The 16,982-nt window shown below is 61.3% G+C and carries 14 protein-coding genes; 13 read left to right on the plus strand and 1 reads right to left on the minus strand.

What is annotated here, in order from left to right; all coding sequences use genetic code 11:
- Window positions 1–89: 89 nt before the first annotated feature.
- The 12 genes from KFK14_RS04610 (at window position 90) to KFK14_RS04665 (ending at window position 14,488) form a co-directional block, all read left to right on the plus strand.
- On the plus strand, window positions 90–1,511 hold the full coding sequence (locus KFK14_RS04610) for a 3-isopropylmalate dehydratase large subunit (protein ID WP_212610036.1): 1,422 nt from the start codon (window positions 90–92) through the stop codon (window positions 1,509–1,511).
- Window positions 1,511–2,167, plus strand: coding sequence for a 3-isopropylmalate dehydratase small subunit (leuD, locus tag KFK14_RS04615; RefSeq protein WP_070153734.1), 657 nt, complete (start codon window positions 1,511–1,513; stop codon window positions 2,165–2,167). Before KFK14_RS04610 ends, leuD begins: the two co-directional genes overlap by 1 nt.
- Window positions 2,164–2,949, plus strand: coding sequence for an enoyl-CoA hydratase/isomerase family protein (locus KFK14_RS04620; protein ID WP_212610037.1), 786 nt, complete (start codon window positions 2,164–2,166; stop codon window positions 2,947–2,949). Before leuD ends, KFK14_RS04620 begins: the two co-directional genes overlap by 4 nt.
- A 62-nt stretch (window positions 2,950–3,011) precedes the next feature.
- Window positions 3,012–4,637: an AMP-binding protein gene (locus tag KFK14_RS04625; protein WP_139139198.1), complete on the plus strand. Its 1,626-nt coding sequence runs from the start codon at window positions 3,012–3,014 to the stop codon at window positions 4,635–4,637.
- A 1-nt stretch (window position 4,638) separates the two neighbouring features.
- On the plus strand, window positions 4,639–5,094 hold the full coding sequence (locus KFK14_RS04630) for a nuclear transport factor 2 family protein (RefSeq protein ID WP_070153728.1): 456 nt from the start codon (window positions 4,639–4,641) through the stop codon (window positions 5,092–5,094).
- 18 nt (window positions 5,095–5,112) lie between these two features.
- On the plus strand, window positions 5,113–6,006 hold the full coding sequence (locus KFK14_RS04635; protein ID WP_212610038.1) for an isocitrate lyase/PEP mutase family protein: 894 nt from the start codon (window positions 5,113–5,115) through the stop codon (window positions 6,004–6,006).
- The gene (locus KFK14_RS04640) at window positions 6,003–6,491 is read left to right on the plus strand and encodes a PaaI family thioesterase (RefSeq protein WP_212610039.1); all 489 of its coding nucleotides are present in this window, start codon (window positions 6,003–6,005) and stop codon (window positions 6,489–6,491) included. The genes KFK14_RS04635 and KFK14_RS04640 overlap by 4 nt, the downstream gene beginning before the upstream one ends.
- A gap of 43 nt (window positions 6,492–6,534) precedes the next feature.
- Window positions 6,535–7,305, plus strand: a complete 771-nt coding sequence (locus KFK14_RS04645; RefSeq protein WP_212610040.1) for an SDR family NAD(P)-dependent oxidoreductase — start codon at window positions 6,535–6,537, stop codon at window positions 7,303–7,305.
- Window positions 7,306–7,337: 32 nt separating this feature from the next.
- Window positions 7,338–8,108, plus strand: a complete 771-nt coding sequence (locus KFK14_RS04650) for an SDR family NAD(P)-dependent oxidoreductase (protein ID WP_070153723.1) — start codon at window positions 7,338–7,340, stop codon at window positions 8,106–8,108.
- 174 nt (window positions 8,109–8,282) lie between these two features.
- Window positions 8,283–10,694, plus strand: coding sequence for a TonB-dependent receptor (locus tag KFK14_RS04655; protein ID WP_212610041.1), 2,412 nt, complete (start codon window positions 8,283–8,285; stop codon window positions 10,692–10,694).
- Window positions 10,695–10,851: 157 nt separating this feature from the next.
- Window positions 10,852–13,230: a TonB-dependent receptor gene (locus tag KFK14_RS04660; protein WP_212610042.1), complete on the plus strand. Its 2,379-nt coding sequence runs from the start codon at window positions 10,852–10,854 to the stop codon at window positions 13,228–13,230.
- A gap of 70 nt (window positions 13,231–13,300) precedes the next feature.
- On the plus strand, window positions 13,301–14,488 hold the full coding sequence (locus KFK14_RS04665) for a cytochrome P450 (RefSeq protein ID WP_212610043.1): 1,188 nt from the start codon (window positions 13,301–13,303) through the stop codon (window positions 14,486–14,488).
- A 400-nt stretch (window positions 14,489–14,888) separates the two neighbouring features.
- On the opposite strand, the gene KFK14_RS04670 is transcribed toward KFK14_RS04665, so the two are convergent.
- Window positions 14,889–15,284, minus strand: coding sequence for a nuclear transport factor 2 family protein (locus tag KFK14_RS04670; RefSeq protein ID WP_212610044.1), 396 nt, complete (start codon window positions 15,282–15,284; stop codon window positions 14,889–14,891).
- Window positions 15,285–15,459: 175 nt separating this feature from the next.
- Here KFK14_RS04670 and KFK14_RS04675 point away from each other — a divergent pair, with 175 nt between their 5' ends.
- Window positions 15,460–16,950 carry an aldehyde dehydrogenase family protein gene (locus KFK14_RS04675; RefSeq protein ID WP_246524882.1) on the plus strand — a complete coding sequence of 497 codons (1,491 nt, stop codon included), beginning with the start codon at window positions 15,460–15,462 and terminating at the stop codon, window positions 16,948–16,950.
- Window positions 16,951–16,982 lie beyond the last annotated feature (32 nt).

Consider the following 16,982-nt stretch of genomic DNA (forward strand, 5'->3'; position numbering starts at 1 on the left):
ATATTGCATGCAATATGAGTTCAACAAGTGTTCGAGAGACGTTTTGACGCCCTCCGGGAGTCGGCTCGTCGATAAGTGTTGGTAGGAAGATGGTGCAGAGCGGGCCGATCAGTCTGGTCGAAAAATTATGGAATGCGCATAAGGTCGCTGACCTTGGCGACGATACGGCGCTGCTCCACATCGACCGCCTGTTTCTTCATGAGCGTTCCGGCGGGCGGATGCTACAAGGCGTCGCCTCCAGCGGCCGGCCGGTCTACGATCCGTCAATGGTGATCGGGACGGTCGACCATATCATCGACACTGATCCGGGGCGCACGGACCGCACGAAATTTCCCGGCGGCCCGGAGTTCATCAAGCAGTTTCGCGACGGCGCTGCGGCGGCCGGGGTGGGCGTGTTCGACATTGATCACCCCTATCAGGGGATCGTCCATGTCATCGCGCCGGAACTGGGCATTGCCCAGCCGGGCATGACGCTGGTCTGCGGCGACAGCCATACCTGCACGATGGGCGGGATCGGCGCGCTCGCCTGGGGCATCGGCATCACGCAGGGCGAGCATGTGCTCAGCACCCAATGCCTGGCGGTCAAGAAGCCGCGCCTGATGCGCGTCGCATTCGAAGGCGCGTTGCTGCCCGGCGTCACCGCCAAGGACATGATCCTGTACCTCATCAGCCAATATGGCGCGCGGGGCGGCGAGGGCGCGGCGATCGAATTTTGCGGCAGCGCCATTCGCGACCTGTCCTGCGAAGCGCGGATGACCCTGTGCAACATGGCGGTGGAGTTCGGGGCGTGGACGGGCGTCGTCGCGCCCGACGAAAAGACGATTGCATTCATGCGCGACCGCCCCTTCTCGCCGCAGCAGGACTATAATCAGGCGGCCGAAGCCTGGTGGCTGACGCTGCACAGCGATGAAGGCGCGGTGTTCGATCATGACATCAGGATCGATGCATCGGCCATCGCGCCGCAAGTGACCTGGGGCACCAGTTCCGAACAGTCGATGGGCATCGGCGGCACCATACCCGACCCCGGCGGCATCATCGATCCGGTCGCCAAGGCGTCGGCGGAAAAGGCGCTGCGCTATACCGGCGTCGTCCCCGGAGAGCCGATCGCCGGTCTGCCGATCGAGGCGGCGTTCATCGGAAGCTGCACCAACAGCCGGATCGAGGATCTGCGCGCCGCCGCCGGCATATTGCGCGGGCGGCACATCGCGAAGGGCGTCAAGGCGATTTGCGTGCCTGGCTCGACTCCGGTCAAGCGGCAGGCGGAGGCGGAGGGGCTGGACCGCATCTTTGTGGAGTCAGGCTTCGAATGGCGGGAGGCGGGATGCTCCCTGTGCTTCTATGCCGGAGGCGACAGTTTCGGGGATGCGCGGCGGGTCATCAGCTCAACCAACAGGAACTTCGAAAACCGGCAGGGCGTTGGCGTGCGGTCCCACCTCGCCAGTCCGCTGACGGTGGCGGCGTCCGCCATCGCCGGGCATATCGCCGACCCGCGCGATTATCCGGTGCAGTGATGGAGCCGTTTGTCCGCATCAAGGGCGTCGCTGCGCCGCTTCCGATCGACAATGTCGATACGGACGCCATCATCCCTTCCCGCGAAACCCAGTCCGTCGCCCGGACCGGATATGGGGAGAAGCTGTTCGCCAATTGGCGCTATGCGCCCGGCACGCGCGATCGCAACGCTGATTTCGTGCTGAACCAGGCGCCGTTCGACAGCGCCTGTATATTGGTCGCCGCGCGGAATTTCGGGTGCGGATCGTCGCGGGAAGCCGCCGTGTGGGCGCTTTCGCAATTCGGCATTCGCTGCGTCATCGCCGAAAGCTTCGGCACGATCTTTCGCAACAATTGCGTGCGGAACGGCCTCCTGCCGATCATCATGCCGCTGGCGACGGTTGAACTGCTGCTCGACCAGTTGCAGGATCAGGCGCAGGACCCGATCATTTCGGTCGATCTGGACGCCCAGACCATCCACGGGCCGGACGGCGCGGAATATCCTTTTCAGATCGGCGCGCTGGAGCGGGAGATGCTGCTCAACGGCGCGGACGAAATCGACCTCACCCTGCAAAAAAGACATCTCATCGAAGCCTTCCGTCAGCAAGACCGTGCGCGACGGCCATGGGTGTATCAGGATATGCCTGAACTCGCCCGCACGATGGAGAAGGTAAGATGAGCTATACGCAGCTACGGTTCGCGGTGGACGACCACCATGTCGCGACAATCACGATCGACCGGCCGGACCGGCTGAACACATTCACCGATACGATGGCGGATGAGTTTGTGGATGTGTGGCGGCGGGTCCGGGAGGATGACGATATTCACGCCGTCGTCCTGCGCGGCGCGCCGGAAAGCCGCGCCTTCAGCACCGGCATTGATGTGAGCGAAGGCATGGAAATGCTGCGCCACAAGAATATCTGGCGGCAGGGCGATCCGGGCGAAAAGCTGGGACCCAAGCATAATGAGGTGTGGAAGCCGGTCATCTGCGCGCTGCACGGGCTGGTCGCGGCAGGAGCCTTCTATTGGTTCAACGAGGCCGACATCACCATCTGTTCGGAGGATGCGCAATTCTTCGATCCGCATGTCACCTTCGGCATGGTCGCGGCGCTGGAGCCTATCGGTCTTTCGCGCCGGATATTGCTGGGCGACGTGCTGCGCATGGCCCTGCTCGGATCGCATGAGCGCGTAGGCGCGCAGACCGCATTGCGCATCGGCCTGGTAAGCGAAGTGACCGCGAATGACGCATTGCATGCGCGTGCCGACGAACTGGCGCGCATAGTCGCCAGCCAGCCCAGCGCCGCGACGCAGGGCACGGTGCGGGCCATCTGGGAGTCGCTCGACATGGGCCTGACCCCGGCGCTCAAGCATGCCGTCCGCTACTGGCAGGTCGGCAATCCCCTGGGCGAAGCGCAGATCGACCGCGCCAACATGCCCAAGATCAAATGGACCGCGCGATGAATGCGCACGGGCCAAAGCCATCAATGGCCGCGTCGCGGCCGGAACCCAATGGAATGGTGACGATGACAGCCCACACGCAATGGACTTCCGACGAACAGGATACGATGGTGGCCGCGCTGGAGCGCGCCGTGGCCGCCTGGCCGGAAAAACCCTTCATCGATTTTCTGGGCGATGTCGTCACCTTCGGCGGATTCGATACGGTATCGACCCGCTTCGCCAACTCGCTGATCGGACTGGGCGTGAAGCCCGGCGATACGGTCGTCAGCTTCCTGGACAACAGTATCGATGCGCTGACCTGCTGGTTCGGCATCAACAAGGCCGGGGCGATCACCGTACCGATCAACACCGCCTATCGCGGCGCGTTCCTGCGCCACCTCGTCACGGACGCCGGCGCGGCCATTGTCATCGCCGAAACCGACTATGCTGAGCGGCTGGCCCAGATTGCCGACGCCATCCCGGACGTGAAGCTGATCCTCTACCGCGGCGCAAAGCCCGACATGGGCGGCTGCGACATCCCCATCGCGCCGCTGGACGAATATCGCGGCAGTGACGAAACGCCGACCGGCGTGCCGGTCAAGCCGTCGGACCTGGCCTGCCTCATCTACACGTCGGGCACCACCGGCATGGCGAAGGGCTGCATGATCAGCCATAATTATGCCTGCAACCTGGCTCGCCAGAATAACGGCATATATGACAACACATCAAAGGATGTGCTGTGGACATGCCTGCCGCTGTTCCACTTCAACGCCATTTCCGTGACGCTGATGTCGGCCATGCTGGTCGGCGCGCGCGTCGCGATCGTCCCCAAATTCTCGGTCACCAATTTCTGGCCGGAAATCCAGCGGTCCGGCGCCACCATCGCGAGCGTGCTGGGCAGCATGGCGGTGTTCATTTCCAAGGCGGACGACAATCCCGCGTCCAAGGCGTGCTTCGGTCAGTTGCGGGCCGTGCAGGGCGCGCCCTGGCCGACGGAAGTCGCCGAAACCTGGCGCAGCCGCTTCGGCATCAAGTCGCAGATCGCTGCCCGTCTCTATGGCATCACCGAAGCATGCCTTGTCACCAGCGTTTCCGCATCGGTCGAGGTTCCCGCGGGAAGCTCAGGCCGCCGCAACGACGATTTTGAGGTGCTGATCGTCGATGATGATGACAATGAAGTGCCGCCCGGCACCCCCGGCGAGATCATCTGCCGCCCCCGCAAGCCGCATGTGATGTTCGAGGGCTATTGGAAGCGGCCCGAGGACACGATGAAGGTGCTGAAGAACCTGTGGATGCACATGGGCGACATCGGCAAGTTTGACGAGGATGGCTGGTTCTACTTCCTCGACCGGAAGAAGGATTATCTGCGCCGCCGGGGCGAGAATATCTCCAGCTTCGAGATGGAAACCGTGTTCGGCCAGCATCCCGCCATTGCCGAGGTCGCGGTGCACGCCGTGCTGTCCGATGCGTCGGAGGACGACATCAAGGTGACAGCCGTGCTGCACCCCGGCGCAAGCCTGGGCGAGGAGGAGCTGTGCCGCTGGAGCCTCGACAAGGTCCCCTATTTCGCGATCCCGCGTTATATCGAGTTTCGGGCCGAACTGCCGCGCAACCCCGTCGGCCGCGTGCTGAAGTTCGAGCTGCGCGATCAGGGCTGCACGCCCGCCACCTGGGACATGGAAAAGGCGGGCATCAAGGTGGAGCGCCGGTAAGATGTCGGCCAGCGCGCCCTCTGCCTCGCTCGATGACGCCAAGGCGATAGTCCTTGGCTATTTCGAGGATATCTCCGCCGCGCGCTACGATGCCGCGCGCGCGCGTATCGCCGAGGACGCGACATGGTGGGTCGTGGGGGAGGGGCGCTGGCCCATCGGCGGCACCTATGACAAGGACAGCATGCGCGCGTTGACCGATATGGTGCGCGACCGCTTTCCCGCCGGGCTGAAACTCACCGTCCACGGGGCCGTGGCGGAGGGCGATCGCGTCTTTGTCGAGGCGGAATCGCACGGCACCCGCCGGGACGGCCGCCCCTATAATAACAGCTATATTTTCATCTTCACGGTTCGCGACGGGCTGATCCGTCACCGGCGCGAATATTGCGACATGTTTCATGCCAATGATCTGCTCTGCGGGCCGATGGACGACGCCATCAGCCAAGCGGAGCCAAAATGACGGCGGGGGAGAAAAAGCGTGCGTAAGACCACGGAGCTTCGGCGCCTGATAGAGGATCGCGAATTGCTCGTGATGCCGGGGGCCTATGATGCGCTGAGCGCGCGGATTGTCGAGGAGTCTGGATTCAAGGCGATCCAGGCGTCCGGCGCGAACATCGTCGCCTGTCATTTCGGCGTGCCGGACTACAGCCTGGTGTCGGCGCGGGAAATGGCGGAGCATACCGGCCGGATCGCGCGGGCCGTGGATGTCCCGGTCATGGGCGACGGCGACACAGGGTTCGGTAATGCGGTCAACGCCTATCTGACCGTCGAGCAGTTCGAGCGCGCCGGCGCCGCCGGGATCAATATCGAGGATCAGGTCGTGCCCAAGCGGTGCGGCCATCTTGAGGGCAAGGTGCTGCTCGATTTCGACGAAGCCGTCGCCAAGGTGGAGGCCGCCTGCGACGCGCGCCAGGACAAGGATTTTGTCATCAACGCTCGCACGGACGCGCTGGGCGTGTTCGGCATTGAGGAAGCCATCCGCCGCGGCAACGCCTTCCTGAAGGCTGGCGCGACAATGGTTTTCCTGGAAGGCGCGGATTCCGTCGATGCGATCCGAAAGGCTGTGGCGGAGATTGACGGACCGGTCGCGATCAACCTTGTCGAGGGCGGCAAGACGCCTAAATCCCTGACCTTCGCAATGCTGCAGGAATTGGGGGTTGCTCGTGTCAGCCTGCCCTCCACGGCGATGCAGGCGGCGGTTCAATCGCTGCGGACTGTATTCGCGCGGGTGAAGGAAGCGGGCAGCATCGAGGGCTATGAGGAATTGCTGTGTGGTTTCGGCGTGGCGCAGCGCCTTTTGGGCCTGGATGAGATATTCGCGCTGGAATCCCGCTACATGTCCCGTCTTGCGGGCAAGGCCGGCCATCCGTGACGAGCCGGTCGCGCAGCTATGAGTATTCGGTGGTCGACATGTCGCGCCCGCCGCTCGCCGATCGCAGCGGCGTGGAGTTTTTCAAGGGGCTGCAGGACGGATCTATCCCGGAGCAGCCGATCACGCAGACGGTCGGCTGGGATATTGATGTGGTGGAAAAGGGCTATCTCAGCCTGCTGTTCGAACCGAAGGATTATCTGCTCCACGCCGCAGGGCTGGTGCATGGCGGCGTGATGGCGACGCTGCTGGACAGCGCCATGTCCGGCGCGGTGATGACGACGCTGGAAAAGGGGCAGGGCTGCACCACCATCCAGCTTAACATCAGCCCAGTGCGCGGCATTCGGGCCGACGCCCCCCGGCTGCGTATCGAGGGCCGGGTTGTGCATGGCGGCCGCCAGACGGGCGTCGCCACCGGCACGATCAAGGATGAGGAAGGCCGCCTTTACGCGCATGGTTCGGCAAGCTGCCTGATCTTCAAGACATAATATTTTGGATATCCGCCAAAGGGCGGCAAGCGGGAGATGACGCATGGGAGAGTTCACGGGTAAAGTCGCCATTGTCATGGGCGCATCGACCGCCGGCGGCATGGGCGACGCGACCGCGCGCCGCCTGGCGAAGGAAGGCGCGAAGGTCGTCGTTTCAGGTCTGGGCAAGGCGCATCTGGAAGCGCTGGCCAAGGATATCGGCGGATCGGCTTTTGAGGCGGACATCACGTCCGAAGCGGCCGTAAAGGCGTTGGTCGATTATACGGTCGATACCTATGGCGGCCTGCATATCGCCGCCAATCTTGCGGGACTTTGCGATCGTTGCTCCATCCGGGACATCACCGAGGAGCATCTGCTGAAGATGACGAAGATCAATTTCTTCGGCACTGTCTGGTTCGTGAAGCAGGTCGCCGAGCAGATCGAGGATTATGGCGCGATTGTCACCATTTCCTCGCTGTCGGCGCATGATCCGATTTCCGGGATCACCGCCTATGCGTCTGCCAAGCGTGGAGCCGACCGCTTCGTCCAGGCGGCGGCCGTCGAATATCGCGACAAGCGCCTGCGCATAAACGCGATCATTCCATCCACCAACGACACCAATATGCTGCGCAAGGGCATTGAGGAATTTGGCGGAAAGTTCGAGGAGTTCATCAAGCCCTTCGTCGACCTGACGCCGCTGGGCCGTATCTCGCAACCCACGGATATTGCGGCGATGGCCTATATGATGTTGCGCGACGAATTTTTCGAAACCGGCCAGACCGTCAACTGTTCGGGCGGCAATGCGCTGCTTGGACAACCGCGCATCTACGCCTGACATAATCAATCCAATCGCGAAAGGAGAAGGACATGGGTGAGTTCAGTGGCAAGATCGCCATCGTCATGGGCGCATCGACCAAGGGCGGCATGGGCGAGGCCACCGCAAAGCGGCTGGCCAAGGAAGGCGCGACCGTCGTCGTGTCGGGTCTGGGCAAGGATAATCTGGAGGCGCTGGCCAAGGAAATCGGCGGCGCCGCTTTCGAGGCTGACATCACCAAGGAAGCGGAGGTGAAGGCGCTGGTCGACTTTGCGGCCGACACTTATGGCGGCCTGCATATCGCGGTCAATCACGCCGGTCTTTCGGATCGCTGCTCCATCCGGGATTTCACCGAGGAGCATCTGCTGAAGATGACGAAGATCAACTATTTCGGCACGGTGTGGTTCATCAAGCAGGTGGCCGAACGGATCGTCGATTACGGCGCGATCGTCACCACCTCGTCGCTGTCCGCGTGGGACACGCTGTCGGGCATCACCGCCTATGCCGCGGCCAAGCGCGCCGCCGACCGTTTCGTGCAGGCGGCCGCCGTCGAATATCGGGAAAAGCGCCTGCGCATCAATGCGATCATCCCGTCGACCAACGACACCAACATGCTCCGCAAGGGGCTGGATGAATATGGCTATGATTTCGATACCTTCACCAAGCCGTTCATCGACCTGACGCCGCTCGGCCGTCTGTCCCGGCCGGAGGATATTGCCGGCATGGTCTACATGATGGTGCGGGACGAGTTTTTCGAAACCGGCCAGATCTGGAATTACAGCGGCGGCAATTCCCTGCTGGGCCATCCGCGCACGCTCGCCTGAGCGGCTGAAGATAAAAGGGGGACGGGGCGGTATATGCCGCCCCGTTTTTTATTGGGCCGCCATTCCGGGAATGGGACGAGACGACTCATTTTGCATGCAATAACTATTGCATGCAAAACTGGGGTGGAATATGACATAAATTGTCAATTCAGAAGAATATGGGGAGGTTATTGAATGCAACCTAGGTCATATATCGGCCGTAAGCGCCTCAGTGGCGGTATTGCGCTGATGCTGACGACCGCCTTTTGCGGTATGGCGCAGGCGCAGGATGAAAGCCCGGCCGCCACGCAGCAGGCGCCTCAGGCCGATGACGCGCAGGGTTCCGCCGCCGGAGACATCATCGTCACCGCGCAGCGCCGCGAACAGCGTTTGAACGATGTGCCTCTCTCCGTGCAGGCCAAGACCGGCGAAACCCTGACGCAGGCGGGCGTCACGGATTCCCGCGCCCTTGAACAGATTTCACCGGCCGTGAATTTCAACGCCGGATACACGCCGACCGCAACCTCCGTGGTCATTCGCGGCGCGGCGTCGCTCGCCCAGGAAGGCGGCATCCAGCCCAGCGTCGGCGTCGTCATCGATAACGTGCCGGTCGGCCGTCAGGCGGAATTTATCGTCGATCTGGCGGACATCGACCGGGTCGAGGTGTTGTCCGGTCCGCAGGGAACCTTGTTCGGCAAGAATTCCACCGCCGGCGTCGTCAACATCATCACCAACCGTCCCAAGAGGGACTTTGGCGCATCGTTCGAAGCGACCGGGACGACCGACGAGGAAGTGATCGCCAAGGGCATGCTGAATGTGCCGGTGGGTGAGCGCGTCTCGGCCCGCGTCAACGGCTATTACCATTATCTCAGCCCGCTGATCGAGAATCTCGGCACCGGCGGCGACCTCTGGGGCCAGCGGTCCTATGGCATGCAGGGCAAGCTGCTGTTCGACATCAGCGACACCACCAACCTGCTGCTGACCGCCAATTACAACAAGTCGCGCAGCTCGGCCGGCGTCCAGTTCGTCATCACACCGATTTCCGAACCAATCGGCACCTTGCAGACCCAGACCTTGCTGGGCCTGGTCGGTCGCGGCGTCGATGTCGTCAATCAGGATACGCAGACCTATAACAAGTCGCGCAGCTATGCCTTTATCGGGGAGCTGAATTCGGAACTGAGCGACTCCCTGTCGCTTGTCGCCATCTCCGGCTATCGCAATTTCTCCAGCAGGACGGAGATTGAGGTCGATAACGGGCCGACCGGCGTCAATCCGGGTCGCGGTTTCTCGCCCAATCCGCTGGGCTATCCGATTTCCTACGTGGCCTTTGATGACGACCATCTGCCGGAACAGTATAAATATTTCTCGCAGGAAGTCCGGCTGAACTATACGGGCAATGGCATTGACGCCGTTGTCGGCGGCTATTTCCAGGATTTCGAGGAAAAGCGGAACCTGATCCTGCCGTTCGTTTTCGACGGGGCGTTCGCGCTTGCCGATCCGTCGCTGGCCGGGGTTCTTTTCTATAACGACACGCGCACCCAGTCGCGGCTGAAGGATAAGACGATCGCCGCCTTCGCGGATGTCACCTATGAAATCGTGCCGACCGTGAAGGTGTTTGCGGGTATCCGTTACACGCACGAAAAGCTGAATTTCGACTATGCGAAGCAGACCTATTTCAACCCCGTCGCCGGTTTCTTCGATCCGGTGACGCAGATCAACAGCGCACCGCCGGTTGGCACCTTCAACGTCGACAATGCGACCCGCAGCGACAATAATATTTCGGGCCGCGTCGGCATCCAGTGGCAGCCGCAGCGCAACCTGAACTATTATGCGTCCTTCAATCGCGGTTATAAGGGTGCGGCCGCTTATCAGGGTACTGGCCTCAGCAATGCCGCCGACGCGCTGATCGCGCCGGAAATTGCCGAGGCGTTCGAAATCGGCGCGAAGCAGCGCTTCTTCGACGGCGCGCTATCGATCGACATCGCGCTCTATTCCCAGAAGATCAAGAATATCCAGCAGACGGCTGTGCTTCCGGGGACGGTCACGACGCAACTCGTCAACGCGGGCGATTTGAAGATCAAGGGTTTCGAGCTGAACAGCTCTTTGCGGCCTGTAGACGGCCTGACCCTGAATGCTGCGCTGGTCTATAACGACTCGCAATATTCAGGCGACAATTTCTTCCCGTGCGGACCTTCGGCGACGCCGGGTGTCGGCCAGTGCGGCGCAAATGGCCTGATCAACCTGAACGGCCGCCGCGCCATTTCCTCGCCGCGGGTCAAGGTGGTGACGTCCGCGACCTATGACATTGACCTGGAAGGGCCGCTGAAGATTCGCACTTACGCGGCCTATAATTGGCGCAGTTCGAACCAGTTCCAGCTTTATCAGGATCCGCTCACCAAAGAGCCGGCCTATGGCATCCTGGATGCGTCGATCGGGCTGGGCGACGATAATGACCGTTGGTCGCTCACGATTTTCGGCAAGAATCTGACCAACAAATTCTATTATGCCTATCTGAACACGGCCGATTTCTTCATCGGCCGGCAGTTTGGCGGCCTGACGCGCGACTATAAGCGCTATGGCGGCCTGCGCCTGACCTACAAGATGTAATCCGGTTGAAATGCTGCGCCATCGTCACACGCGATGGCGCAGCATTCGCCTATTAGGGCAAAAACAGATGCATTTTGCACGCAATTCATATTGCATGCAAAAATTAGCCGCGATATAGAGACATACCCGGAAATAAGAATTTAAAGGGGAGGATTGAATGCAAAGCAATCGCAATCTGTGGAAATGCGGCAATATCATCTTTGCCGCTCTCATGACATCGACGGCCCTGGGGGGCACGGCTTTTGCGCAGGACGCAGCGCCGCAGCAGGCCGCTGCGGATGACGTCACGTCCGGCGACATCATTGTTACGGCCCAGCGTCGCGAACAGCGCCTGGGCGACGTGCCGCTTTCCGTGCAGGCGCAGACCGGAGAAGCGCTGACCAAGGCGGGCATCACGGACTCCCGCGCCCTGGAGCAGGTGTCCCCTGCGCTGAACTTCACCGCCGGCTATTCCCCGACGACGACATCGCTCGTCATCCGCGGTGCGGCCTCGCTCGCCAATGAGGGTGGTATTCAGCCGAGCGTCGGCGTGGTCATTGACGGTGTGCCGGTGGCGCGCCAGGGCGAATTCATCGCTGACTTGGCCGACATTGATCGCATCGAGGTCCTGTCCGGTCCGCAAGGCACCTTGTTCGGCAAGAACTCGACGGCGGGCGTCGTCAACATCATCTCCGCGCGGCCCAAGCACGAATTTGGCGTGAATGTTGAGCTGACCGGCACGTCCGATGAGGAAGTGATCGCGAAAGGCACGATCAACGCGCCCGTCTCCGACATGGCCGCCCTGCGCGTTACCGGATATTATCATTATCTGGACCCGATGGTGCAGAATCTCGCCGGTCCCGACCTGCATGGGCAGCGGTCCTATGGCGGTCAGGCGAAGCTGCTTCTGGACTTTTCCGACACGGTCAACCTGCTGCTGTCGGGAAGCTATAACAAGAGCTACAGCACCTTCGGCAACAACTTCGTCATTACCCCGAACTCCCCGCCGCTCTCTGACTTCCAGCGTGCGGTTTTCGGGCCGATCGGCTGGGGCGTGGACGTGGCGAACCAGGACACGGTGTCCTATTCCAAGAACAAGCTCTACAGCCTGGTCGGTGAACTTAATGCCGATCTGACCGATGAGCTGCATCTTGTGTCGATCACCGGTTATCGCAATTCCAACAACCGCGTCGAAATCGACGTCGATACTGGTCCGGTCGGCATCAATCCCGGACGCGGCTTCTCACCCAATCCGCTGGGCTACCCCATTCAATATGTAGCCACCGAGGATGAGCACCAGGTCGAGATCTACAAATATTTCTCGCAGGAAGTCCGCCTGGCATATAGCGGCAACGGCCTGGATATTGTCGCGGGCGCCTATTACCAGAATTACAATGAAACGCGGCAGTTGCTGCTGCCTTTCATCTTCGACGGGGCGTTCGTTCTTCAGGACCCCACATTGGCCGGGGTGCCTTTCTATGTCAGCGACACGCTGCATTCGGCGCTGTCGGATGACACCATCGCCGTTTTTGGCGACGTGACCTATGCGATCACGCCGACAATCAATGTCTTTGGCGGCTTGCGTTACACCAATGAAAAGTTGCAGCTCGACTATTATCACGACGCATTCTTCAATCCGGCGGCCGGCTTCTTCGATCCGATCACGGTGACGAACAGCGCACCGCCGATCAGCAACATCACCTTCCGGTCAAAGCGCACCGACAATAATCTTTCGGGCCGCATCGGCGTCCAGTGGAAGCCGGCGCCGGGCCTCAACTATTATGCATCCTATAACCGCGGCTATAAGGGGCCAGCCGCCAATCAGGGTCGCGCCGCCAATAATGCGGCGACGGCCCTGCTTGATCCGGAAATCGCCGATGCGTTCGAAATCGGCGCGAAACAGCGTCTTTTCGATGGCCTGCTGACCTTCGACATCGCGCTCTACAAGCAGAAGATCAAGAATATCCAGCAAAGCTCGATCACGGGCGGCGTGACGGTTGACCTGATCAATGCGGGCGCGTTGAAGATCAAGGGCTTCGAGAGCAACCTGACCCTGCGTCCGGTTGACGGGCTGAGCCTGAACGCCGGCATCGTCTATAACGACGCCTATTATAGCGGCGACAACATCTTCTTCACCTGCGGACCGACGATAACGGCGGAATGTCCGAATGGCGCTGCGGGTGTTCAGAACCTCAATGGCAAGCAGGCCATCGGGTCGCCCAAGTGGAAAGTCGTGTCGTCCGCGGCCTATGACGTACCGGTCAACGAAAGCCTGAAGGTGTCGCTGCGCGTCGCATACAACTGGCGCAGCAGCATCCAGTATCAGTTGCAGCAGGACCCGCTGACCCGTCATCCGTCCTATGGCATATTGGATGCGTCGATCGGCGTAGGCGATCTGAACGACCGTTGGTCGCTCACCCTGTTCGGCAAGAACCTGACCGATAAATTCTACTATTCGAACCTCAACACGGCCGATTTCTTCATCGGTCAGCAGTTTGGTAACTTCGGACGCGACTATCGCCGTTACGGTGGCCTGCGTCTGACCTACAAGATGTAAAATATCGTGGCCGCGCCGGATCATCTCCGGCGCGGCCACCCAATTTGCGGCGGGGAAGGGAACGCATACAATGACAGAAGCATGGCCGTTACCGGATGTATCGGCCGACCGGATCGTGGATTTCGATTTCTTCGATGTGAAACCGGTTGATGGCGACCTGCACGCCGGGTGGAAACGCTATTTCGACGGGCCGGAGATATTCTACACGCCGCGCAACGGCGGGCATTGGGTCGTCACCCGCGCGGACCATATCTATGAGATATTCCGCGACTATGAGAATTTCTCGAACAGCGGCATCGCGCTGTTCCGCGAGCCGGGCGAGGCGCGCTTCATCCCAGGGGAACTTGATCCCCCGATGCACAGCGATTTCCGCAAGCATCTGAACCCGGAGCTTTCACCGCGCCGCATCAGGGCGTTCGAGGAGCAGGCGCGGGAGCTGACCCGCGAATTGATCGACGGGCTGGTCGACGGCCGGGAATGCGAATTTCAAAGCACCATCGGCCACCGCATGCCGATCTACAATTTCCTGGTTTTCCTTGGCTTGCCGAAGGAGGACAGCGAAGTCCTGTTGCCGGATGTGGAGATCATCGGGCGTAGCGGAGATTTTGAGGCATTCTCGAAAGCGCTGGGCGCTGTCCAGGCCTATCTCGATGCGCGGCTGGAGGAGCGGCGGCAGACGCCGGTTGACGATTTCCTGGGCCGTCTGGTCAACGCCGATATTGGCGATCGGAAAATCACGCCGCACGAAGCGCGCGTCTGCTCCCTCAATGTGCTGCTCGGCGGTCTCGATACGGTCACGGCGTCGATGGGCTTCTTCATGAACTTCCTCGCCCGCAATCCCGGCCACCGGCAGCAACTGGTCGACGATCCTGAGCTGATCGATGAGGCGATGGAGGAATTGCTGCGCCGCCATGGCATCTTCAACACCGCCCGGCTGGTGAAGAAAGAGATGGCGTTCGGCGATGTCGTATTCCGGGAGCGCGACCTGGTGATGATCCCGACCGCGCTCTACAATCTGGACGAGCGCCGTTTCCCGGATTCCCTGTCCGTCGATTTCCGCCGGCCGGACAAGAACCACCTGACCTTCGCAGCGGGCATTCACCGCTGCCTGGGATCAAATTTCGCGCGGGTGCAGATCAAGGTTCTGCTGCAGGAATGGCTCGCGCGGATTCCCGATTTCGGCATTGCGCCGGGCAAGGATACGATAGTCCAGTCGGGCCGGGCCAACGCTGTCACGCATCTGCCATTGGCCTGGTAGGGGCGGCCGGTATTGGGGGGAGGCGGACTTCTGATTTTCGTCACCCCGGACTTGATCCGGGGTCCCGCTTTCCCCTTCCAGTTAGACGATGAAAAAGGCAGCGGGACCCCGGCTCAGGGCCGGGGTGACGAGATACTGGCGCGGCCTGTCCTACACCCCTCCGCGGCCGCTAGTCTCCGCTCGGTACAACGATGCGCGGGGACATCGGCGATGCTGCGTTTCAACAAAATGGCATATTTTCGTCACGCCATGACGGTTGATTTTGCACGCCCGGACTCACCGGCCGCACACCCTCTCAAACGCAAAGTTGCGGGATGCAATGGCAACCCGCAACTTCCGCAACTTCGTTGGATTTTCGGTGGGGTTTTGGAGGAGGGCCAGCCTGTGCTGGCCCGTTGGACTATACGTCAAGAATGTCGATCAGATGCGCTGAATCGAGATATTCGCGGCCCTCGACGATCTTGCCGTCGCGGATTACGAACAGGAAATGGTAGCGGTTATTGTAGATCATGCCGCGCTTGTTGACGGAATGGGATTCCACTTCGACCGCGACCCGTTCGCCCTCGGCGGTGACGCCCTTGATCTCCAGCCGCAGCGGTTCGGCGAGCGCCGCCATCACGCCGTCGGCATACATGGCGCCCAGACCGTCGCGGTCCACCCGGCGGCCGACCGGAGCGGGAGCGATGACATCATATATGACATCGGGCGCCAGCCGGTCCCATGCTTCGGCGACGCGGCCCGCGCTGACATCCTCGAAAAAGCCCGTTGCGACGTCACGGGGGCTGGGATGGCTCATGATATTTCCTCTCTTGGTGCTGCAATCCTATTTTGCATGCAAAACTAGCTTGCTTTATCCGGTTCCTCAAGAGTAACTCGCTCTAGACGCATATTATTGCATGTAATATGGTGGATTCGAAACAGCTTCGAGAAGGCAGGCCGCTGTCTGCCCCGCAATCTGGGATAGGATGATTATGGATATGCCAACGCTGCGCCGGATGACCGGCTCGTTCATCGGCAATGACTGGGCCGAACCTGTTGACGGGCAGTTTGAGGACATCATCAATCCAGCGACCGAGGCCGTCTATGGCGTCGCAACCGTCGGCAGCGTCAAGGATTGCGACAAGGCGATCGCGGCGGCGCGCAAGGCGTTCGACACCGGTCCCTGGCGGCGCATGTCCTTCCGCGACCGCGCGCGCAAGATGGAGCAGCTCCACACGGCGCTGATGGCGCGCAGCGACGAGATCATCGACATGATCATTGCGGAGGCGGGATGCGCCCGCGCAGAGGCCGCCGGCCTGCTGTTCGCCATTCCGCTGCAGCAGCTCGCCGCCGACATAGAGGAGGCGTATCGCCGTGAGGAAGTGCAGCCCTTGCCCTATATGGTCAATCCGGGCTGGGGAGGGGACAAGGTGCTTGGCGCTGGCGTCAAGCAGCGCGTGCCTGTCGGCGTCGTCGCCGCCATCACGCCCTTCAATGCGGGTTTCTTTCTGAATGTCGTGAAAAGCTCCGCGGCGCTCATCACTGGCAACAGCGTCGTGCTGAAGCCGTCCCCCTACACGCCGTTCCAGGCGTGGATATTGGCCGAAACCATCCGCGAACTGGATTTCCCGCCGGGCGTGTTCAACGTGGTGACGGGCGGGGTCGATGTTGCGCAGTTGCTGACGACCGATCCCCGCGTCGACATGGTGAGCTTCACCGGGTCGGACGCCGTTGGCTCCGCCATCATGGCGCAGGCCGCGCCCACGCTGAAGCGGTTGCTACTGGAACTGGGCGGCAAGTCGGCGCTGATCGTGCGGGAGGACGCGGATCTCGACGTCGCGGCGGGTTCCGCCTTCTGGAACATCACCTGCGAAACAGGCCAGGGCTGCTGCCTGTTCACGCGGCATATCGTCCACAACAAGATCAAAGACGCCTTCATTGAGAAGATGACGGCTATGGCCTCGACCGCAAATGTCGGCGATCCCAGCGATCCCGCCGTCACCGTCGGTCCGCTGATCCGCGCCAAGGAGCGCGATCGCGTCGCGGGCATGGTCGATGCGGCGGTCGCTGACGGCGCGAAGGTCGTATTCGGCGGCAAGCGTCCGGCGCATCTGGACAAGGGCTTTTTCTACGAGCCGACGCTTCTGACCAATGTCGACAATAGCGCGGTGATCGCACGGAAGGAGATATTCGGCCCGGTTGGCATCGTCATGGGCTTCGACACCGATGAGGAGGCGCTGGCGATCGCCAATGATTCCGAATTTGGCCTTGGCGGCGGCGTCATCTCCTCGGATCGCGGCCGCGCCTTTGAAATGGCGCTGCAGCTCGATGCGGGCTTCATCGTCAATAATGAAGGCCCCGGCGCCAAGCATCCGGCGGCGCCGTTCGGCGGCTTCAAGCGGTCCGGCTACGGCCGGGAGAGCGGAACCGAGGGACTGGACGCCTATACCGATCTGAAATCGATCGTGTTCCGCGCGGGCTGATCCATCGTCCTGCCGATCAAGAACAGCGATAT

This window comes from Sphingobium phenoxybenzoativorans (genome assembly GCF_018286635.1).
In the GTDB taxonomy this organism is placed as follows: Bacteria; Pseudomonadota; Alphaproteobacteria; order Sphingomonadales; family Sphingomonadaceae; genus Sphingobium; species Sphingobium phenoxybenzoativorans.